Raw genomic sequence first — 20,817 nt, 5'->3', positions numbered from 1 at the left:
TGCAAACCCTGGACAAAGCGGCAAACTCCTGAGGCGTTTCGGCGCCCTTGAGCGACGGAAAAATAAACCTTTTTTTGATTTGTAAAAAAAACACGCAAATCATAAGGCAGAGCTCTGTACTTTATTATGGTAAAATATCACACAGGAGGAATAATATGGAAGAAGAAATAAGCCTGCGAGAATTGATTGAAGTGCTGTTGCGAGGCAAATGGATCATCGCCGCCATAACAATAATCGCCATGCTGGTGAGCGGTATCTTCAGCTTTTTCATAATATCACCTACATATGAGGCCAGGACTACCCTTATGGTATCGCCCCTGGTGCCCAAGAACCCGCCGCCGACCCAGGAAAGCGCCTACAACACGCTTTTAAGCTATCTTTCCCAGTATCCCCAGATGACACTGGAAACCTACCGGGTGCAGGTGACAAACCCCATATACTGAATCAGGTCATAAAAGACCTCAACCTCGACCCGGAAAAATACGACTTAAATTCCCTGAGAGACGCCATAGATGTGGAGGCAGTCAAAGATACAAACCTTATCAGGATCACAGTAAAGGATAAAAATCCGGAGATGGCCGCCAGGATAGCCAATACCCTGGCACCCAGGTTTGTTGATTTTCTTTCCAATGCCTTACAGGAGCAGATGGGTAAATCCGCCGCATTCTTAAAAACTCAGATGCAGGAGGAGCAGAAAAACCTTCAGGCCGCCACCGAAGAACTTAAAAAATTCATGGCCCAGCCCCAGAGCGTAAATGAGCTCCAGCAGGATATAGAAGCTAAGTTAAAACTTATCACAGATTTTAAAACGCAGCTGGTACAGCTGGATGTGGATGAAAAGGCCACCAGGGCATCTCTGGAAAGCGCCCGGGCGCGCCTTTCAAAGGAACCTAAATTCCTGGACCTTCAAAAATCCGTCATAGATGACCCCGTCATGGCAGGCCTTGCTGCCGGCAAATCCGACGGAAAAATGTCGGATGTGGCAGGCCTTACCATGAAAAGCCAGGAGATAAATGAAAACTACACCATGTTAAACAATAAGGTGGCGGAACTGGAAGTGACACTGTCCGGCATTATTTCACAGAAAGCCGCCATTTCTGACAATATCCGCAAAACCCAGGCGGAGCTGGAAAGCCTCCAGGCGACCCTGGCGGAAAAGCAGACGGAGTATAACCGCCTCCAGCAGCAGTTTACCGTGGCGCAGGATACCTACAACACCTTCCTGCAGAAATACCAGGAAGCCCGTATCACCACTTCCAGCAAGATCGGCGATGCCAACATCATGGTAGTATCCCCGGCCATAGTGCCTATTAAACCCGTAGCCCCAAAGAAGGCTTTGAACGTGGCCATAGCCATGGCGCTGGGGCTTATGGTGGGCGTGTTTACGGTATTTTTCCTGGACTACTGGCAAAAGTCGGGCGAATCTCAAGTCATACCGAATGTTAAGGGATAAATAATAAATACATTTACCAGGCCATGCAGCTAAAATTATGAAAAAATAGGTGAAAATAGATGGGAAGAAAGCAAAAACTAAAGGAACAGAGAAAAAATGAAGAAAAAGGAGCGGATCTCTACAGCAGAGTATTCCTGCCGAGAAAGGGACCTTGTATTACCTTATATATATAGGCCTTATCATCCTTCTGCTCTATCCCCCCTATTTTAGGGGCATGTTCTTCGACAAAGAATTCCTCCCCACCCATATGTATACCGGCGTCTTGTTCCTGGCATGGGTGATATATAAAGGCTTTATCCTGAAAGAGCAGAGATTCTTTAGATCCCCCATGGACTTTGCCGCTCTGGCCCTGGTGGGAGCCTACTTTATATCCCTCTTTGTGGCCGTAAATATCCGCTCGGCGGTGGGAGAACTGCTGAAGTACATAAATTACTTCATGGCCTTCTATCTGGTATCGGACTTTGCCCGCACCAGGAAGGATATCAAAATAATCCTCTGGGCCATGGCGCTCTCCGCTTTCGGCGTGGCCTTCATTGGCATCGGCGCCGCCGCCGGCACCTTCACTTACAACGGCGCCTTCGTGGGCGGCAGGATAAACTCCACCATCCAGTACCCGAATACCCTGGCGGCATACCTCACCGCCGCCTTCATGATATCCACATCCCTGTGGGCCACCGCCGGACAGCGCTGGCAGAGGGGTATACTGTCCGTTGTAAACTACACCCTGTTTCTGTGTTTCCTCTTCACTCTGTCCCGGGCCGCATGGCTCATGTTTCCGGTGTTCTTTCTGATTCTAATTGTCGGCATGCCCGGCGAATACCGAATGAAAGCCCTGGGATACTCTATGGAGACGTTTATAGCCGCTGTAATCGCATCCCCCGGCTTCGGCACCGCTATATCCGCCGCTCAAAAAAGCCAGGCATGGATGTGGTATGCGGCGGGTGCCGCCATAGCCGTCATCCTATTCTTTGCGGTGGAGAAAATCAGTGAGCACTTTGCCCTCCATATAAGGCCGAAAGTTATCATTACAGCACTTATAATATTCATTATCCTGGCAGGCACCGGCGGCTATATAGCCCTTACTACTGAGGCATCTCTGACCCTTTCCCACACGGAAAACGAACCGGAAAGCTGGAAAACCGCGTGGTATCCGGTAGAAAACGTCAGGCCAGATACGGAATATACCGTCAAAGTTACCGTTTCTTCTAAACCTGGAGCAAAAGAAGAACAATGGGGCGCCGCCCTGCTTGTCAACAGCCTGGATGAAAATAAAAACTCAGTTAGGATTTTGAATGAATACATAAAAGAATCTTTAAACGGGCAGGTAAAAGAATTTACCTTTACCACCAGGCCCGATACAAAAAGCCTTTCCATAGGTTTTTCCAACCGTTTCCCCGGCACCGCTGCATCTTTTTCCAATGTACAATTTTACGAATCCGGGGATAAGTCCACAGCTCAAAAAATAACCCTTGCATATAAATATATTCCCCAGGCCATCAGCCGACGGATATCCAGTATAAATATCGGTGAACACAGTGTTCAGGAAAGGCTTACCTTCTATCGGGACGCCTTGAAGATCATAAAATCCCACCCCATCTTTGGCACTGGTGGCGGTGGCTGGAAATCCGTATATTTTGCCTATCAATCTTACCGTTACTTCACCACGGAAGTTCATAGCTTTTTCCTGCAGCTCTGGGTGGAAACTGGCACCATAGGATTACTGGTGCTCATTAGCCTGTGGACTTTTGTCCTGATTTCAGGATTTAAAGTAATGAGGTCCGATGCACATTCGGAGATAAGGGGCCTCGCATGGGGAGCCATGGCGGGCGCTGTAGCCCTGGGAGGCCACAGCGCCATGGACTTTAACCTTTCCCTGGGCGCGGTAGCCCTGTATCTCTGGGAACTCTTCGGCATCATAAAATCATCGTCATATATGGCAAATCCTCAAGAGAATAAAACATCCTCGACTGTCGCCTGGCCGGCATGGGCTTATACAGCAATATCCTGCATATTGATTGTATCATCTTTCTTCCTTTATCAGGGCTATACCTACGGCCAGCAGGCGGTGGGATATATCCAGCAGCAGAATATCACGAAGGCAAAAGATGCCTTTGAGAAGGCTTCAAAATATGATCCATTGACAGCTTCGTTCAAGGCGGATCTTGCCCAACTGGAAGATGTCATAGGAAGACAGACAAAAGACGACGAACTTATTAAAAAAGCCGAACAGGATAGGATGACGGCAATAGGCCTCGACCGTTACAACGCAAAGCTCCAAACGCAGCTTGGGGCATATTGCCTGCAAAACGGCAAACTGCCGGATGGCCTTTTGGCCCTTGAAAAAGCTTCAGATCTCAACCCCTATAACATGGAAGTATGGGAAAACCTGGCCGATGCCTATGAAAAAGTTGCCGAGGTATATATAAGACAGGGCAAGAAAGATGAGGCTTTAAACCTCACTCAAAAATCCCGGAACATCTTCGATAAAATCTCCGACCTTAACATGAAATCTCCGAAAAATGCGCCGGAAAAACTGGAGATCACCAGTAATCTGATGCTGTATGTATATAAAGCAAAACTTCTGGCCGAAAACATCGACGACGAAAATTACTATAAAAAACTTAAAGATTTGGTCTTTGCGTCAGATTTTACCGTAGATGCAGACCATGACGGGATCCCTGATTTATGGCGTACTTCCAACTCGGAAAAAGGCTTGCTCAAAGCCGATATCATAAAAAAGGATTATGCTCGGTTAACAAATGAAGGCCAGGGCCCGTCCTATATATACACAAAACAGGATATTTCCCTGAAACCTCAAAACTTTTACACCATAAATATTATGGCCAGTGGCGACATACCGAAAGATAAACTGGTTTTCAATGTATTCACAAGGGAAGGCAAGAATCCCCAGTACCAATGGAAAGAAATAAATCCAACCCAGCAGCTTTCAAAAATGACGGCTACATTTCTCACCACAAAGGACCTCAAAGAAGGCAAACAATGGCTGAGGCTGGATATCCAGGGAATTTCCCAGAAGCAGATCAACATCAAAAACCTGGAAATATGGGAGGAATAAAATAAATTGAAAATACCCTTTCTAGATTTGCAAGCCCAGTATGATTCCATAAAAAATGAAATAGACACCGCCGTATCGGAAGTCATACGGAGCGGTCATTTCATTATGGGCCCCAACGTAAAACAATTTGAAGAGGAAATGGCCTCCTACCTCGGCGTAAAGCATGCCATAGCCGTGGCAAACGGCACCAAGCCACCATATTGCAAGGGAAAACCATCCATGAAGACGGCTTCGTATTTTTTATTTTTTTAACCAATTCCATTGTATCACAAAAAGGATGGTCCTTGCATTTTTATTTGCTTATAATTATTGATTCATCAAGGTTTGCAGCTATCTTTCGCTCTGCGAAAATTGAGTAATTAACCATTTATGCCAAATTATTAAAAGTAATGATAAGCTAATTATCTATAATTCTAATTCGCAATATTTTAATGAGAAAAGTAATGCAAAAATAAAAAAATACCAGAGAACACTCAACCTAAGTTTGGGAAAAGCGGAGCGATTAAGAGGTTTATTTGGAGCAATTATAATTTATTGAACGAAATTATAAAGAACATGTTAATTATAAAGATTCTTTACAAAGGATTTTAAGGTTAAAAAAGCATATTGAACGAAATCATAATTAAGGATAATTGGGTGTATGGAGGTTAAAACGAAAAAAGAAGAGGTGAAATATTATGGATGTTATTGCTCAAAAAACAAGTTTTAAAGTAATTGCCATAGTATTGTCATATAATACAAAAAAAAATCTCAGAAAGTTAATTCCTGCTCTCTTATCTCAAACTTATTCTTTGAGTGAAATTGCTGTAGTGGATAATGTTTCTAAAGATGGTACTGTACAAATGCTTGAAGAAGAATTTTCTCAGGTAACTTTATTGAGAAATCTATCTAATCTAGGTGTAGGTGCGGGATATGCTAAAGGACTTGAATATGCTTTCGAGAGAGGATATGATTGGGTGTGGCTCTTGGATGGAGATAGTTTTCCTGAGAAAACAGCTCTAGAACAATTGATATCAAGTTTTAAAGAGATAAAAAATGTTTATTCCGAGATAGGGATTTTAGCTTCCTCTCCTGTTAATCCGTTAACAAATAGAAGATATCAACCGCTCCTTTGGAGAGGTAGATTAGTAAAAGTTTCGGAGGAACTTATATTGTCGGGTAAACCTTTATTAGTAGATTCAGTGATTTCTTCCGGTTCTTTAATAAAACGTGATGTGATTGAATACGTAGGTTTACCAAGAGAAGACTTTTTTATAGATTTTGTAGACCATGAATATAATCTTAGGGCAAGGAGATGGGGGTTTCAAATTGTATATATTCCTTCAAGTATTATTTACCATGAAGTAGGGAAACAGTAATAAGAAGGTCCTTACCCCGATTTGGTAAAAAACGATCATATGCGGATCATTCCCCTTGGAGACTTTATTATATAGCACGTAATGAATTGTATACGTACCTGTATGAATTTAAAGATTGGAGAGCTATTTTGTTTTTTATTATAAAAATGGCAAAGGAAGTAGTAGCAATTTTATTGTACGATTATTCCGAAAAGATGAAAAGAATTATATACATTCTTATGGGAATTAAAGATGGCTTGAAAGGAAAACTTGGCAAGGTTGCAATGTCGGAGGAATAGTATGGGACATATGATAATGGATAAAGACAATGAATAAAGACAATGAATAAAGACAATGAATCAAAGACAATGAATAAAGACAATGAATAAAGACAATGAATAAGACAATGAATAAAGACAATGAATAAAGACAATGAATAAAGACAATAAGAATGAAAGACAATGAATAAAGACAATGAATAAAGACAATGAATAAAGACAATGAATAAAGACAATGAATAAGATATGGTCTTCTTAGCTAGATTGTAAAAACAATAAAGTTAAAAAATATAATAGTACTGACTGATCTTAAAAAGATAAAAAAGAGTAGTGAGAAGGAATTGATAATGGAAAAAGTATTTTTAACATCTTTTAATGTTTCTAAGTGGACTAATTATATATTTGATCGATTAATTTCTCTGTTTATTTTTGTCTTTTTCTTTTTAGTTGTAGTAGTGCCAAATTCCTTTCGGTTTATCACCATACCACTTTTCTTTTTTTGGGCTTTATATCCTTATTTAGTATGCGATTATTTAATAGAAGATTAACATCACTATGGTTTAATGGGTAGTTGTGTTACCATTTTTTACATATTGATCGGGCTTCCCAATTCTTACCCTGCAGCAGTTCCACAGGTAATTTTTGTATATATAGTGGCTCCATTTATTTGGATGCTGATTTTAAGTTTTGTTTTTTCTAAATATAATCTTCAATTTATTTTTAAAACTTTCTTTTCTTTTTCATTTATTGGTGCCATATCAGTCCCACTTTTTTTAATAATATTTTTATTATATGGTCCACATGCTTTAAATTGGCTGATTAAAGAACCAAACGCGGTCTTTACTTCTGGTTCTGCAGGTGTAACGATGCATGTTTTAGGTCCGTTGTCTTTTGTTGTTGCTGGTTTTTTTTCTACCCCCAAAATCATTAAGAATCTATTCTTAAGATTCATAATATCATTTGTCTTTATAATTGCAGTTATCATTTCTGGACGAGCTGCATTGTTTGTTTCATTTTTTGTTGGCATTTTTTTTAATATTTTATTTGGCATGCATAAGCGTTGCTTTAATTTTTTCTCTTTTATTTATTATTTAATTTCAGGAGGTATTTTATTGTTTTGTTCTTATTTGTTATCTACAATATTTAATTTTAATATTCTGATGGTAGTCCATAATTATATAAGTAAAATTTTGGAAATGGGAGGACAAGAAAGAATACTGCAAGCTAATGCACTTATACAAGGTATTTGTTCTAATTTATTCTTAGGTTCCGGACATGGTGTTGGTGTTGGGGTCATTCGTAATTCTGAATTTCCATGGAGATATGAATTACTATATTTGGCTACTTTGTATCGAGTAGGATTGATTGGATTTATTGTTTATTCGTTACCAAGTTTATTTGTTATAAGAGGATATCTTAAAGTTTCTAAAAACAAGTCACATTCATGGCTACGTTTGGTTGATAGATATATGTTTGTTGGCTTTATAGCAACTATAATAATATCTGCCACAAATCCATACCTTGAGTCATTCGAATTTCAGTGGATGTTTTGGTGTCCAGTTGTTTATTTTATTTTGAGACAAGAGGTGCATAAGCTAAATGGTATTAATTTCAATAGTAATAGTTAACTGGAATTCTGGCAGACAATTATATGAGTGTTTAAAGTCTATTTATAATGCTAAAAAGGATGGATTAGAGATTGATAGAGTTGTTGTTGTGGATAATGCATCATCTGATAATTCGTTGTTTGGGTTAGAGGAAATTGATATACCATTAAAAATAATTAAAAATTCTACAAATCGAGGTTTTGCTGCTGCCTGCAATCAAGGCGCTAAAGAGAGTAATGCAGATTATTTGTTGTTTCTTAATCCCGATACTCTTCTTTTCAAATATTCTCTTTCAAAACCGATTGCTTTTATGGAAAAAGCTGAAAATAGAAATATTGGAATAGTTGGAATACAGCTAATTAATGAAAATAAAGAAATTAGTCGTACATGTGCACGGTTTCCTACATTAGGACAATTTAATTCAAAAATTTTTGGCTTAGATCGTTTGTTTCCTAAATTAAGTTATTTTATGGCTGAATGGGATCATAAAAGTGATAGATTTGTTGATCATGTAATCGGTGCGTTTTTTTTAGTACGTAGACAACTTTTTGAAAAACTAAATGGTTTTGATGAAAGATTTTTTGTTTATTTAGAGGATTTAGATTTTTCATATCGAGCAAAACAATTAGGATATAGTTCTTATTATTTAACATCGACGAAAGCGTATCATAAAGGTGGAGGTTCTTCAGAAAAGTTAAAGATGTACGATTATTTTATTCATTGCGAAGCCGGATTTTATATGGATATAAACATTTTAATTGGGTTTCAGCAACTCTTCTTGCTTTTTGTACCTTAACAATTGAACCAATAACAAGAATCGTTTTTGCAATTATAAAGGGCAAATATATTGAGATTATTGAAACATTAAAAGCATATAGATTACTTTGGTCTGATATTCCATGTTTAATAATAAAGGAGAGAAAGTTTACATGAAAGTATTGCTTTTAAGCCGTTATGGAAATCTTGGAGCCAGCAGCAGGGTAAGAACGTATCAATATATTCCATATTTAAAAGAGGAAGGTATTGACGTTACAATAGCTCCCTTATTTAATAATGATTATATTAAAAGTTTATACGAAAAAAATGCAAAAAAGTTAAACATCGTGTTATATTCTTATTTTAAAAGATTATTTGATTTGACTAAAATAAAAAATTTGATTTGTTATGGATAGAAAAAGAATTGTTTCCTATGTTACCTGCATGGGCGGAAGAGATAATTTCTATATTAAAAATTCCGTATATTGTAGATTATGATGATGCAATTTTTCATAATTATGATTTGAATAAGAAACGTATAATACGTAGTTTGCTAAAAAATAAAATAGATAAAGTTATGAAAAATGCAGCAGTAGTTATCGTTGGAAATGATTATTTAGCAGAACGAGCTCAAAAAGCAGGTGCACGACGAATTGAATATCTGCCAACAGTAATTGATTTAAATCGATATAAATTAAAAGAATGTGGAATAGGTAATAATGAAATTTTTAAGATTGGGTGGATAGGTTCACCAGCAACATCAAAGTATTTATATTTAATACAAGATGCATTTAAGGAAATTTGTTTAAATATTAGATTCCGCTTAATACTTGTGGGATCTAATAAGATAAACTTATCTGATATTCCAATTGAAATTAAACCATGGAGAGAAGAAACAGAAGTTGAAGATATTAAGGAATTCGATGTTGGTATTATGCCATTAGTTGATGAACCATGGGAAAGAGGAAAATGTGGATATAAATTAATACAATATATGGCTTGCGGTGTCCCGGTAGTTGGTTCGCCGGTTGGTATAAATAATAAAATAATTATTGATGGTATCAACGGATTTAAAGCAAATACAATAAATGAATGGATATATGCTTTTAAAAAGCTACATCAGGATTATAATTTAAGATTAAAAATGGGTCAAGCAGGCCGGAAGTTAGTTGAACAAAATTATTGTATACAAGTAACAGCTCCAAAATTGATAAAAATAATAAAATCAATATGATTGCTCTTAAAGATAAAGAAGAGAGGAGAATTACATTATGAAAGGAGTTATTTTAGCAGGTGGAACGGGCTCAAGATTATTTCCACTTACAAAAGTTACGAATAAGCATTTATTACCAGTTGGCAAATATCCTATGATTTATTATCCGATTTATCGACTTGTTGAAGCGGGAATTAGGGAGATACTTATTGTCACAGGTAAGGAGCATATGGGAAGTGTTGTTAATCTTTTAGGTAGCGGTTATGAATTTGGAGTGGAATTTACATATAAGATACAAGACCAGCCTGGAGGTATAGCACAGGCGTTAGGATTAGCTGAGCATTTTGTAAATGGTGATAAATGCGTTGTAATACTTGGTGATAATATATTTGAAGATAACATATCAGAATATGTAAATAACTTTAAAAGGCAGCAAAAAGGAGCAAAAATATTGTTAAAACAAGTATCTGATCCTCACAGATTTGGTGTTGCAGAATTAAAAGATGGAAAAGTCGTATCTATTGAAGAAAAGCCTAAAAACCCAAAAAGCAATTACTGTGTAACAGGTATATATATGTACGACGGCAGAGTTTTTGATATAATTAAAACATTAAAGCCGTCAGCGAGAGGAGAGCTTGAAATAACAGATGTAAATAATGCCTATATAAAAGAAGGAATGCTTACATACGACATACTGAAGGGATCATGGACAGATGCAGGTACGTTTGAGTCATTAAGAAGAGCAAATGAATTATCGTATAATATAGAACTTAACTTTAATGTGGCATTAGAATATGCAGCAGTCACTAAAGAGAGGGAGGACTTAATATAATGGATAATTAATCGAGAAAGTACAGGTTAAAAAGCTTATTAAGCATGTTGATGACAGGGGCTTCTTTATGGAGGTGTTGAGGGACGACGATAATTTACTTAAAAGATTTGGGCAAGCATCAATGTCAATGTCTTATCCCGGTGTTATAAAGGCATTTCACTACCATAAGCTTCAAGATGATCTTTGGTTTTTTCAAAAGGAAATGCACAGGTCGTACTATACGATATGAGAGAAAATTCGCCAACAAAAGGCTTGACTAATGTGTTTTATATGGGAGAACACAATCCAATACTTTTGTTAATACCTGCAGGAGTTGCTCACGGATATAGGGTATTGGGGAATGAACCTGCTATAATAACTTATTTTACTACAATGTCATATAATCCGCAGGCCCCGGATGAATACAGGATACCATGGGACGATCCATCTATAGGATTTGATTGGACGACAAAGAATAGATGAGGTGCAAAGATGAAGATATTAGTTACCGGCGGTGCCGGATTCATAGGTAGTAATTTTATCAAATATATGTTAAAACGGCATGCGGATTATCAAATAGTAAATTTAGATAAGCTCACATATGCCGGCAATCTTGAAAATCTCAAAGATATAGAGGATAATCCCAATTATTCATTTATTAAAGGCGATATAACTGATAGAGATAAGGTAGAAGAAATATTTGAGGCGGGAATAGAATATGTAGTAAACTTTGCGGCCGAATCTCATGTGGACAGGAGTATAGTAGACCCGGGTATATTTCTTAAACAAATATCATTGGCACTCAGATCCTTCTCGATGCATCTAGAAAATACGGCGTAAAAAAATATCTCCAGATATCTACTGATGAAGTATATGGGTCTCTTGATGAAACAGGTTATTTTACGGAAGACACACCACTTTCTCCAACAGCCCATATTCTGCAAGCAAGGCTTCTGCCGATATGCTGACAAAAGCTTATCATCATACATATGGATTGCCTATCAATATAACAAGGTGTTCAAATAACTATGGGCCCTATCAATTTCCGGAAAAGCTCATACCCCTTATGATAATAAACTCATTACATGATAAAGAATTACCTGTCTATGGAGATGGGTTAAATGTAAGAGATTGGCTTTATGTGGAAGACCATTGTAGGGCGATTGACATGGTATTACATGAAGGAAAAAACGGAGAGGTATATAACATTGGCGGCAACAATGAAAAAGCGAATATCGAGATAGTTAAATTAATATTAAGGGAGCTGGGTAAGCCGGAATCATTGATAAAATATGTAAAGGATAGGCCCGGACATGACAGAAGGTATGCTATAGACTCTACAAAGATTCAGAAAGAACTGGGCTGGAAACCGGAGTATAAATTTGAAGAAGGCATGAAAAAGACGATTAGCTGGTATCTTGAGAATATAGATTGGTGGAAAAAAATTATATCGGGGGAATATCGGAATTATTATGAAAAGATGTATGCAAACAGGTAGGTGTAGCAATTGAGAATACTTATTACAGGTAAGACTGGCCAATTGGGATATGACCTATATGAATTGATAAAAGATAAAGACGAGGTTATCGCAACTGGCTGTAGTGATTTCGATATATCGGATATAGAAAGCACGCATAAATTTATAAAAGAATATAAGCCGGATATAGTAATTCACTGTGCAGCATATACAAAAGTTGATGATTCGGAAAAAAATGTTGATTTAACCTATAAAGTAAATGCAATAGGTGCTGGCAATATTGCATCAATTTGCAGCGATATCGGTGCTAAAATGGTATATATATCCACAGATTATGTATTTGATGGAACAAAAGGAAAACCTTATAATGAATTTGATGCACCTAATCCATTGAATGTGTATGGCAAAAGTAAACTAGCAGGTGAGAATATAGTCAAAGAAATATTAGATAAGCATTATATAGTAAGGACATCCTGGCTGTATGGAATAAATGGTAATAATTTTGTCAAAACCATGTTAAGGCTTTCTAAAGAAAAGGAAGTAATAAAAGTTGTAAATGATCAATGGGGTACGCCAACTTATACAAAAGATCTTGCAAAAGGGATTCATTTTCTCATTAAGACTGGTGCGTATGGAACTTACCATATGACAAATAATGGTGACACTACATGGTATGATTTTGCAAAAAATATATTCAAAATAACGAATATAAATATGAAAGTCGAACCTATAACCACAGAAGAATACAATGCTCCTGCCACGAGGCCTAAATATTCGGTACTTGATAATTATGTTTTGAGGTTGAGATTTGATTATAAGTTGAGGGATTGGGAAGAGGGTTTAAATGAATATCTGTCATTTCTAAAAAATTGACTTAAAAATTGATGAGAGGGCATTATTATGACATTAAAACAAAAAATTATCTCTAAGCAAGCTATTGTTGGTATCATAGGTTTGGGTTATGTGGGTCTACCTTTAGCGATTGAATTTGTCAACGCAGGATATAAGGTTATAGGTTTTGATGTTAATGAAAAAAAGATAGATTCATTATTACATGGTCAATCTTATGTATTGGATGTTCAATCTGATATTGTAAAAAAATATGTTGATGAAGGTAAATTAATACCTACTACGGATTTTAGCAAAATATCAGAAGTAGATACTTTGAGCATATGTGTGCCGACTCCATTGAGAAAGACTAAAGATCCCGATATATCATACATAGTAAATGCAGTAAATGAAATAAAAAAATATTTTCATAAGGATTTATTAATAGTGTTGGAGAGTACTACATATCCGGGTACAACTGAAGAATTGGTTCAAAAAGAAATAGAAAGTATGGGGTATAAAGTTGGGGAAGATTTTTATTTATGTTTTTCACCCGAGAGAGTAGACCCCGGCAATAAAAAGTACAATACTAAAAATACGCCGAAGGTTATCGGTGGTGTTACAAAAAAGTGTCTGGAACTCGCATATCTTTTATACAGTAGTGCTATAGATACTGTAATCCCTGTTTCATCTACTAAGGTGGCTGAAATGGTAAAGCTATTGGAAAATACATTTAGGGCTGTGAATATAGGATTGGTGAATGAGCTTGCGATGATGTGCGATAGGATGGGTATCGATATCTGGGAAGTTGTAGATGCCGCTGCTACTAAGCCTTTTGGCTTCATGCCTTTTTATCCCGGCCCGGGAATCGGCGGGCATTGTATACCACTGGATCCTCAATATTTATCATGGAAAGCCAAGACATATGATTTTTATAATAAATTTATAGAACTTGCCAGCGATATAAATGGCAATATGCCAAGATATGTAGTAACAAAGGTAAGTGAAGTATTAAATAGATATAAAAAATGTATAAATGGTTCTAAGATATTATTGCTGGGCATGGCATACAAAAAGGATATAGATGATATAAGGGAGTCCCCCTCGTTAGAAATATACAGGATGTTAAAAGAACAAGGTGCAATTTTGGATTACAATGATCCCTATGCCGTAGAGTTTATGGATGAAAAAGGAAATATAGTTAAGTCATTTGAATTGAATTATAAAACTTTGTCAATATATGACTGTGTTATTTTATGCACTGACCATTCCTGTTATGATTATGAAAAAATTGTTGAAGAAGCAAGAGTTATTATCGATGCTCGAAATGCTTTTAAAGGGTTTATTGACAAAAAATATATAAAATTGGGTTCACCCATATACGATGGGGATACTGGTATTTATGACTATATAAAAGAGATTGCGGTTGCTAAAGAAAGGATTGATAAAAAATAATGGCTAATTATTTAATTACGGGTGGCGCCGGATTTATAGGATCAAATATAGCTGAAGAACTTTTGAGAAGAGGGGAAAAGGTCAGGATCATTGACAATTTCTCTACCGGCAAAAGAGAAAATATTGAACGATTTATTAATGATATTGAGTTAATCGAAGGTGATTTGCGGAATATCGAGGATGCAAAAAAAGCGGTAAACGGTATTGAATATATTTTGCATCAGGCGGCATTGTCTTCTGTTCCAAGGTCGGTAGTAGATCCAATTTCAAGCAATGCTAGTAATATAGATGGGACTTTAAACCTGTTGGTTGCAGCTAGAGACGCCGGCGTAGAACGTGTAGTTATCGCCGCATCTTCATCGGCTTATGGGGACACTGAAATATTGCCTAAAGTTGAAGATATGGTGCCGAATCCTTTATCGCCGTATGCTGTTACCAAATATGTAGAAGAATTATATGGGAAGGTTTTTAGTAAAGTATATGGATTGGAAACTGTTTCATTAAGATATTTTAATGTTTTCGGCCCCAGGCAGGACCCGAATTCTCAATATGCTGCGGTAATTCCTAAATTTATCACTAAAATATTAAAGGCGGAGTCCCCCATTATTTATGGTGATGGTGAACAATCGAGGGATTTTACATATATAGATAATGTCGTTGAAGCAAATATATTAGCTGCAACTTCAGAGAAAGTTGGACATGGCGAAGTAATAAATATCGCAAGCGGTAAGAGGATATCATTGAATCAACTGGTTCAAAAATTAAATGAGATATTAGGAACTGATGTACGGCCGATATATGATAAACCTAGAATTGGTGACGTTAAACATTCTCTGGCATCTATCGAAAAGGCGGAAAGATTGCTTGGATATCATGTTAAGGTTTCTTTAGATGAGGGATTAAAAAAAGTAATAGAATGGTATAAGAGGAGTGAAATCCTTGCCTAAGATTCTACAGGTATGTGCTGTGGATTTCACTGTAAAAAACTTATTATTGCCATTAATCGACAGATTAGAAGAAGAAGGATTTGAAGTTGAAATCTCCTGCTCAAGAGGACAAGCCTCAATAGAATTAGAAAAAAAGGGGTATGTGTTTAGATACGTAAAAATAGATAGAAAAATAAATCCCATATCTAATATAAAAACTATCTGGAATCTATATAAAATAATGAAACATTATAAGTACGATATAGTTCATGTCCATACTCCGGTAGCAAGTGTCTTGGGAAGAATAGCTGCCAAACTTGCCGGTATCCCAATTATTATTTATACTGCCCACGGTTTTTATTTTCATGATAATATGTCTAAATTGAGCTATAAAATTTTTGCAAGTATTGAAAAGATCATGGGACGGTATTTTACAGACTACATATTTACCCAGAGTCGGGAAGATTATGACACGGCAATTAGATTGGGAATTATAAATAAAGATAAGATCGCATGTATAAGTAACGGGATAGATATTGATAGGTTTAATCCTGAAAATGTAAGAATTGATATAAATGAATATAAAGATAGTTTGGAATTACCCTCAAAAAGTAAGGTCGTTTGTTTTATTGGTAGGCTGGTTAAAGAAAAAGGTATATTGGATCTTCTGGAGGCTTTTAAATATCTAATTGATGATTATAGTGATTTATATCTAATGATAGTGGGTGATGCATCTTTAAGTGAAAGGGATATAGAAACAAAACAGAAAATTGAACATTACTTGAGCAATGATAAATATAAAGATCGAATTATATTGACAGGCAGCAGAAATGATATCCCGGAGTTGTTAAAGATAAGTGATATTTTTATTTTGCCATCATACAGAGAAGGGATGCCCAGGTCTATAATAGAAGCCATGGCTATGGGTAAACCTGTTATTGCTACAAATATAAGGGGTTGTCGGGAAGAAGTCGTGGATGGCGAGACAGGATTTTTAGTAAATGTAAATTCACCGAAGGAAATATATGAAGCTATAAGAAAATTACTTGATAATCAGGATTTGGCACAAAAGTTTGGGACAAATGGTAGGAAGCGCGCAGAAAGATATTTTAATGAACAAAAGGTGTTGGATACTGAGATTGAAGTAATTAAAACATTGTTGTTGAAAATAAAACAAGTCAATTAATATCTATATTTTAATACATAAAAAGGAGTATTGTATTGCAAAGTGAACTGCTATGCGATAAAAAAATAGTATCTGAAGGGAAGAAGTATAGTTCCGGAAGTGTGGCTAAGTCGGCTGCTATTATAATGGTAGCAGGTCTTTTAAGTAAATTATTAGGTTTTTTACGGGAACTACTTATCGGGACAAAGTTTGGTGCTACAAATATTACCGACGCATATCTCGTATCATTGACGGTTCCGACAGTAATTTTTGCTACTGTTGCCGGTGCTTTAGCTACTACTTTTATTCCGGTATATTCTAAAATAGCTGCGAAAAAAGGTGAGCAAAAAGCTATATATTTCACACAGAATCTTTTTAATGTAGTTTTAGTTATCTCACTTGTTATAAGCATAGGTGGCGCTATATTTGCTCGACCTCTAGTTAAGTTAGTGGCAATGGGATTTGAGGGAAACACCCTTGAAATGGCCGTAAATTTCACGCGAATAACGATGTTTATCTGCATTTCTTTGGGTTTAACTAATATCCTAACAGGTTTTTTACAATCCCATCAGCAATTTGCTATACCGGCAACAGTAAATATCATATTCAATGTGATCGTGATCGGTTCACTAATATTAAATTCTGTTTTCGGAATATGGGGATTAGTAGTAGCGTCAGTTTTAGGCTTTACAGCACAGATATTTATACAATTACCTTCGGCTATGAAAAATGGATTTCGTTTTGGAGGAAAGCCGGATTTTTTTGATAAAGATCTAATTCGTATGGGGACTCTTGTGATTCCTGTTGTTATCGGGACCGGTGTAAGTACGATAAATACTTTGGTTGACCGGATGATGGCCTCATTTCTTGCCGAAGGTAGTATATCTGCATTAAACTTTGCTAATCGCTTGAACTTTTTTGCCCTTGGGCTTTTCATATCTCCTATAACTACCGTAATATATCCGACACTTTCAAAGTTTTCGGCTGAAAAAGATGTTAATACATTTAAAAATACCTTGAATAGAGTTACAGGTATTGTAATCGCCGTTATTATGCCAGTAATGACCGGAGCGATAATCCTAAGGGTACCGATTATTAGGTTTTTATTCGAAAGAGGCGCCTTTGATCAAAGAGCCACATACATGACTGCTACCGCACTTTTATTTTATTCTATAGGTATGGTAGGCATAGGTATTAGAGAAGTGTTAAACCGTGGATTCTATTCTTTACAGGATACAAAGACACCGATGATTAACGGTGCCATTGCAATGATAATAAACATAATCTTAAATCTAATTCTTGTAAGATTTATGGGTATAGGAGGCCTGGCCCTCTCTACCAGTATTTCTGCTATAATATGTACAGTTATGCTTTTTTATAGCTTAAGGAAAAAGATAGGCCCTTTGGGCGGAAAGAAAATTATCGAAACTCTGTTCAAATCAGGGCTTGCATGCCTTATAATAGGGGTAGTGGTACATTTTACCTATAATTACATGAGCACCATTTTTGGGACAGAAGGGATTATATATCAAGCCCTAGACCTTGCAGTGGCCGTTCTAGTAGGAGCATTAATATATATAATAACATGTGTGCTATTTAAGGTGAATGAAGTTTTCTGGATGGCAAATTTATTGAGAAAAAAGATATCAAAGAGAATAGCTATATAGATTTAGCCTCAGAAAAGTAATAGATCGTGACCCGTATATCGAGGTAAAGCAATGATCATATTTTTCAGGCTTGACGCTTGTTTCTTGTATTTTTTCAGGGGGAATGAAAATGGGGCATGAAAGAATAGGTTTTTTACCGCGAACACAGCCCTGGGTTGACATTATTAAGCAACTTACTGATTTTGATTGCTCAGATGATACAGTTACAAAAATTTCCAATAATACGCTTGCGAATATTAAAAAGAAATATGAACAAATGTCATCTGATGAATCTGTTATTAAAGCAATTCGCTTTTTGATAATCCTATCTCTTTCTGCAAATCAACAAGATCAAAGGGAATTTCTTGCAAAAAACGGACTCATCGTTGATGAAAGATTCTCCTTATTTTCTCTTATAAGATGTGCAAAGGATTATATAGTCACAGATACTGGATCACTTGAGACCAATAAAATGGTTGTTGATGCTGTATTATATGTTCTTTCTTCTTATGAAAGAAAAAAAGGCAACAAACAACTTTCACTCTTTAATAATTCAAATGAAACCCCATGGAAAAATATAGGAACAGGTGCAGCTTTCTGTGAATTGGCAAGACTTTTCTTTACAGAATTTACAAATCGACATCTGAGATATTATTTAGAAAGAGAAGCCGCTCAAGCTATTGATGATTATGATTCGATAGAAATATTTTCACAAAAGCTAACAAAGCAAAGTGAGGCTTTGTCTACACATGCTTTTGAGATTTCAAAGATTATGCAATCTTTTGCTGCAGGATGGTTTAATAAATATAGTCGTAGTGATATTCCTACTAATGAAGAAATAACCAGATTTCTAAATATGACATTCGGCAAAATAAGGGCAGAGTTACGGAGGGAGGCTGAAGCTCTATGAGTCAGTCTCCAAATATAATTATTTGTAGTAATGTTCATCCAGATAAAGTAAATCCTACCGGAAAAGTTATAAGGCTATCATATTTTGATAATGAAAAAGAAAAAGGAAACGTACATATTGCACTTAGCCGTTTTATTAAAAATCCGGATGAATTACCTGAAAGGATCTTGGATTTATTAGAGATTGCTTCATATGTTTTTTCAGCCGATAGAGCTGTGGATAGAGGAGAGCGTGATAGTCTCTATAACGAAAGCTGGGCTCGAATCTTTGAGTTTCATATTCCAGTCAGGGACCTAGCTTTTTGGGAACAAGATAGTGTTAAGACTGCTTTATCTAATGCTTTAGTTTTTATGTCTGGAGATAGAAAATATAATTTTTATTTTTACCAAATGAATCAAGAAAATCAACCGAATGAAAGCAATTATACCCAGCTATCTTTATTTACCAAAGATTTTTTGCCTATTTCTGATGCTTCTAATACTGAGATTATATTATTTTCTGGTGGCCTGGATTCTTTAGCAGGAGCGCTAGATTTTTTGCATACCTATCCAGAAAAAAAGTTATGTCTAGTAAGTCATCAAGCTAATAAAAAAGTAACTCATACGCAAGATGTTTTGGTTGAGTTATTAATGAAAAAATTCCATAATAGAATTAATCATTATAAATATGAATGTCATTTACGAAAATTTTCAAGCCTGGAAGAAACCCAAAGAACGAGGATGTTTCTATATGCTTCAATCGCTTTTTCTATTTGTAATTACTATGATAAGCACAGTTTTAATGTTTATGAAAATGGCATTACAAGTATCAATTTACCGAAACAAGGCGATATCATGAATGCAAGGGCTAGTCGGACAACTCATCCAAAGACAATAGGCTTAATGCAAGCTTTTCTTCAATGTTTTGATAATACATTTACAATAAAAAATCCATTTATAATGAAACAAAAAAGGATGTAGTTAATATTTTTAAGAAAACGCATGAATTAAATATGATTGAAAATGCTGTATCCTGTAGTTCAACACGAAATAAACCAGGTGGCGCCTCACATTGTGGTTATTGTTCACAATGTATTGATAGAAGGTTCGCTATATATTCTGCTGAGCTAGAGGCATATGATGAAGGTGTATATACGGAAGATTTTATAAACCATATTCCTGATTCTGAGACAAAGCAAAGATTGTATGGTACTCTTCGTCTGGCCTGTATGGAAGGTATTAGAAATCAAGCAGACTTTCGGGAAAAGTTCTTAAATGAGCTCGATGATTTAATTGATTATATACCGGGAGACAACCCTGATGATAAGTTGTCAGACGTTTATGATCTTTTCTGTAGATATGGAGACTCTATTCTCTATGCTGCAAAGCGTATGCAAATGAAGTATGAAGATTTGTCAAGTCAAATTCCTAAAGATTCTCTTCTTGAAATGCTGGCAAGTCGTGCATATAAAAAAACACCCATAGAGCATAAAGTTATAGAGATTGATAACTTATTGAAAAAAACAATACCCATATTATTTAAAAGAGAAGAACCCAAAAGTGAGAATGATCTAAATGATAAAGTTCAGGCTATCCTGATAAACGAAAGTACTAAATTCGAGCGAGAATATCCACCAATAAGATTTGGAATTACCACATATAATCCCGATCATTCACAAGATGATTTGCTGATTGAAACTAAATTTATTCGCAAAAATACAACACCTTCCGTTGCAACCAGTGGTATCGCTGAAGATATGACAAAAGTACCAAAAGCATACGGCTTATTATTTATTGTGTATGACCCTGAAAGGAAAATAGATGATGATGATACCTTTATTAGAGATTTTGAAAGTAGACGCGAAGGGTGTTATGTAAGAATATATCGCTAGGCTAATAAG

The 20,817-nt window shown here is 36.2% G+C and carries 20 protein-coding genes and 2 pseudogenes; 21 read left to right on the top strand and 1 reads right to left on the bottom strand.

Annotation, left to right across the window (positions count from 1 at the left end; all coding sequences use genetic code 11):
• The first annotated feature begins 155 nt into the window (after positions 1–155).
• The 6 genes from D2962_RS13355 (at position 156) to D2962_RS17660 (ending at position 6,165) form a co-directional block, all read left to right on the top strand.
• A complete protein-coding gene (locus D2962_RS13355) occupies positions 156–443 on the top strand; it encodes a Wzz/FepE/Etk N-terminal domain-containing protein (RefSeq protein ID WP_122015266.1) in 288 nt (95 codons plus the stop codon).
• 71 nt (positions 444–514) lie between these two features.
• Complete coding sequence (locus D2962_RS13350) at positions 515–1,453, top strand: GumC family protein (RefSeq protein WP_122015265.1); 939 nt, start codon at positions 515–517, stop codon at positions 1,451–1,453.
• Positions 1,454–1,667: 214 nt separating this feature from the next.
• Positions 1,668–4,529: an O-antigen ligase family protein gene (locus D2962_RS13345; protein ID WP_245984700.1), complete on the top strand. Its 2,862-nt coding sequence runs from the start codon at positions 1,668–1,670 to the stop codon at positions 4,527–4,529.
• A 6-nt stretch (positions 4,530–4,535) separates the two neighbouring features.
• The gene (locus D2962_RS13340; protein WP_122015264.1) at positions 4,536–4,781 is read left to right on the top strand and encodes a DegT/DnrJ/EryC1/StrS family aminotransferase; all 246 of its coding nucleotides are present in this window, start codon (positions 4,536–4,538) and stop codon (positions 4,779–4,781) included.
• 425 nt (positions 4,782–5,206) lie between these two features.
• The gene (locus tag D2962_RS13335) at positions 5,207–5,887 is read left to right on the top strand and encodes a glycosyltransferase (RefSeq protein ID WP_122015263.1); all 681 of its coding nucleotides are present in this window, start codon (positions 5,207–5,209) and stop codon (positions 5,885–5,887) included.
• 86 nt (positions 5,888–5,973) lie between these two features.
• Positions 5,974–6,165 (top strand): hypothetical protein, encoded by a 192-nt coding sequence (locus tag D2962_RS17660; protein WP_162991230.1) that lies wholly within the window; start codon positions 5,974–5,976, stop codon positions 6,163–6,165.
• A gap of 688 nt (positions 6,166–6,853) precedes the next feature.
• Here D2962_RS17660 and D2962_RS13325 read toward each other — a convergent pair.
• A complete protein-coding gene (locus D2962_RS13325) occupies positions 6,854–7,195 on the bottom strand; it encodes a hypothetical protein (RefSeq protein ID WP_122015261.1) in 342 nt (113 codons plus the stop codon).
• A gap of 61 nt (positions 7,196–7,256) precedes the next feature.
• On the opposite strand from D2962_RS13325, the gene D2962_RS13320 reads away from it, so the two are divergent.
• From D2962_RS13320 to D2962_RS13255, 15 genes and pseudogenes are all read left to right on the top strand, one after another.
• Entirely contained in the window at positions 7,257–7,772 is a 516-nt protein-coding gene (locus tag D2962_RS13320) for a hypothetical protein (protein ID WP_122015260.1), read from the top strand.
• Positions 7,744–8,547 carry a glycosyltransferase family 2 protein gene (locus D2962_RS13315; protein WP_222927547.1) on the top strand — a complete coding sequence of 268 codons (804 nt, stop codon included), beginning with the start codon at positions 7,744–7,746 and terminating at the stop codon, positions 8,545–8,547. Before D2962_RS13320 ends, D2962_RS13315 begins: the two co-directional genes overlap by 29 nt.
• A 133-nt stretch (positions 8,548–8,680) precedes the next feature.
• Entirely contained in the window at positions 8,681–8,923 is a 243-nt protein-coding gene (locus D2962_RS18145; protein ID WP_222927546.1) for a hypothetical protein, read from the top strand.
• 17 nt (positions 8,924–8,940) lie between these two features.
• Positions 8,941–9,741 carry a glycosyltransferase family 4 protein gene (locus tag D2962_RS13310; RefSeq protein ID WP_222927545.1) on the top strand — a complete coding sequence of 267 codons (801 nt, stop codon included), beginning with the start codon at positions 8,941–8,943 and terminating at the stop codon, positions 9,739–9,741.
• 37 nt (positions 9,742–9,778) lie between these two features.
• Positions 9,779–10,552, top strand: a complete 774-nt coding sequence (locus D2962_RS13305) for a sugar phosphate nucleotidyltransferase (RefSeq protein WP_122015259.1) — start codon at positions 9,779–9,781, stop codon at positions 10,550–10,552.
• A gap of 67 nt (positions 10,553–10,619) precedes the next feature.
• Positions 10,620–11,014: pseudogene (locus D2962_RS13300) on the top strand (dTDP-4-dehydrorhamnose 3,5-epimerase family protein).
• 9 nt (positions 11,015–11,023) lie between these two features.
• Positions 11,024–12,029, top strand: a pseudogene (gene rfbB, locus D2962_RS19700) (dTDP-glucose 4,6-dehydratase).
• A 9-nt stretch (positions 12,030–12,038) separates the two neighbouring features.
• The gene (gene rfbD, locus D2962_RS13290) at positions 12,039–12,881 is read left to right on the top strand and encodes a dTDP-4-dehydrorhamnose reductase (protein WP_122015258.1); all 843 of its coding nucleotides are present in this window, start codon (positions 12,039–12,041) and stop codon (positions 12,879–12,881) included.
• A 27-nt stretch (positions 12,882–12,908) separates the two neighbouring features.
• The gene (locus D2962_RS13285) at positions 12,909–14,291 is read left to right on the top strand and encodes a nucleotide sugar dehydrogenase (RefSeq protein ID WP_122015257.1); all 1,383 of its coding nucleotides are present in this window, start codon (positions 12,909–12,911) and stop codon (positions 14,289–14,291) included.
• Positions 14,291–15,238, top strand: a complete 948-nt coding sequence (locus D2962_RS13280; protein WP_122015256.1) for an SDR family oxidoreductase — start codon at positions 14,291–14,293, stop codon at positions 15,236–15,238. Before D2962_RS13285 ends, D2962_RS13280 begins: the two co-directional genes overlap by 1 nt.
• Positions 15,231–16,403 (top strand): glycosyltransferase family 4 protein, encoded by a 1,173-nt coding sequence (locus tag D2962_RS13275; protein WP_122015255.1) that lies wholly within the window; start codon positions 15,231–15,233, stop codon positions 16,401–16,403. Before D2962_RS13280 ends, D2962_RS13275 begins: the two co-directional genes overlap by 8 nt.
• Positions 16,404–16,438: 35 nt before the next feature.
• Entirely contained in the window at positions 16,439–18,049 is a 1,611-nt protein-coding gene (gene murJ, locus D2962_RS13270; RefSeq protein WP_162991229.1) for a murein biosynthesis integral membrane protein MurJ, read from the top strand.
• Between the two features lie 109 nt (positions 18,050–18,158).
• Entirely contained in the window at positions 18,159–18,938 is a 780-nt protein-coding gene (locus D2962_RS13265) for a hypothetical protein (protein ID WP_122015253.1), read from the top strand.
• Positions 18,935–19,897, top strand: a complete 963-nt coding sequence (locus tag D2962_RS13260) for a hypothetical protein (RefSeq protein ID WP_122015252.1) — start codon at positions 18,935–18,937, stop codon at positions 19,895–19,897. Before D2962_RS13265 ends, D2962_RS13260 begins: the two co-directional genes overlap by 4 nt.
• A 32-nt stretch (positions 19,898–19,929) precedes the next feature.
• Entirely contained in the window at positions 19,930–20,808 is an 879-nt protein-coding gene (locus tag D2962_RS13255; RefSeq protein WP_122015251.1) for a PD-(D/E)XK nuclease domain-containing protein, read from the top strand.
• The last annotated feature ends 9 nt before the right edge of the window (positions 20,809–20,817 follow it).

The sequence above is a fragment of the Biomaibacter acetigenes genome, assembly GCF_003691585.1.
In the GTDB taxonomy this organism is placed as follows: Bacteria; Bacillota; Thermosediminibacteria; order Thermosediminibacterales; family Tepidanaerobacteraceae; genus Biomaibacter; species Biomaibacter acetigenes.
Note: the sequence above shows the minus strand (reverse complement) of the source record. Positions and strands in the feature narration are given on the sequence as shown.

Coding starts and splice junctions, on each gene's coding strand:
- D2962_RS13355 (WP_122015266.1), top strand. CDS start 156: ATGGAAGAAGAAATAAGCCTGCGAGAATTGATTGAAGTGCTGTTGCGA.
- D2962_RS13345 (WP_245984700.1), top strand. CDS start 1,668: ATGTTCTTCGACAAAGAATTCCTCCCCACCCATATGTATACCGGCGTC.
- D2962_RS13335 (WP_122015263.1), top strand. CDS start 5,207: ATGGATGTTATTGCTCAAAAAACAAGTTTTAAAGTAATTGCCATAGTA.
- D2962_RS13325 (WP_122015261.1), bottom strand. CDS start 7,195: ATGCCAAATAAAATATTAAAAAAAATGCCAACAAAAAATGAAACAAAC.
- D2962_RS13315 (WP_222927547.1), top strand. CDS start 7,744: ATGGTATTAATTTCAATAGTAATAGTTAACTGGAATTCTGGCAGACAA.
- D2962_RS18145 (WP_222927546.1), top strand. CDS start 8,681: ATGAAAGTATTGCTTTTAAGCCGTTATGGAAATCTTGGAGCCAGCAGC.
- D2962_RS13310 (WP_222927545.1), top strand. CDS start 8,941: ATGTTACCTGCATGGGCGGAAGAGATAATTTCTATATTAAAAATTCCG.
- D2962_RS13305 (WP_122015259.1), top strand. CDS start 9,779: ATGAAAGGAGTTATTTTAGCAGGTGGAACGGGCTCAAGATTATTTCCA.
- D2962_RS13285 (WP_122015257.1), top strand. CDS start 12,909: ATGACATTAAAACAAAAAATTATCTCTAAGCAAGCTATTGTTGGTATC.
- D2962_RS13280 (WP_122015256.1), top strand. CDS start 14,291: ATGGCTAATTATTTAATTACGGGTGGCGCCGGATTTATAGGATCAAAT.
- D2962_RS13265 (WP_122015253.1), top strand. CDS start 18,159: ATGGGGCATGAAAGAATAGGTTTTTTACCGCGAACACAGCCCTGGGTT.
- D2962_RS13260 (WP_122015252.1), top strand. CDS start 18,935: ATGAGTCAGTCTCCAAATATAATTATTTGTAGTAATGTTCATCCAGAT.
- D2962_RS13255 (WP_122015251.1), top strand. CDS start 19,930: ATGATTGAAAATGCTGTATCCTGTAGTTCAACACGAAATAAACCAGGT.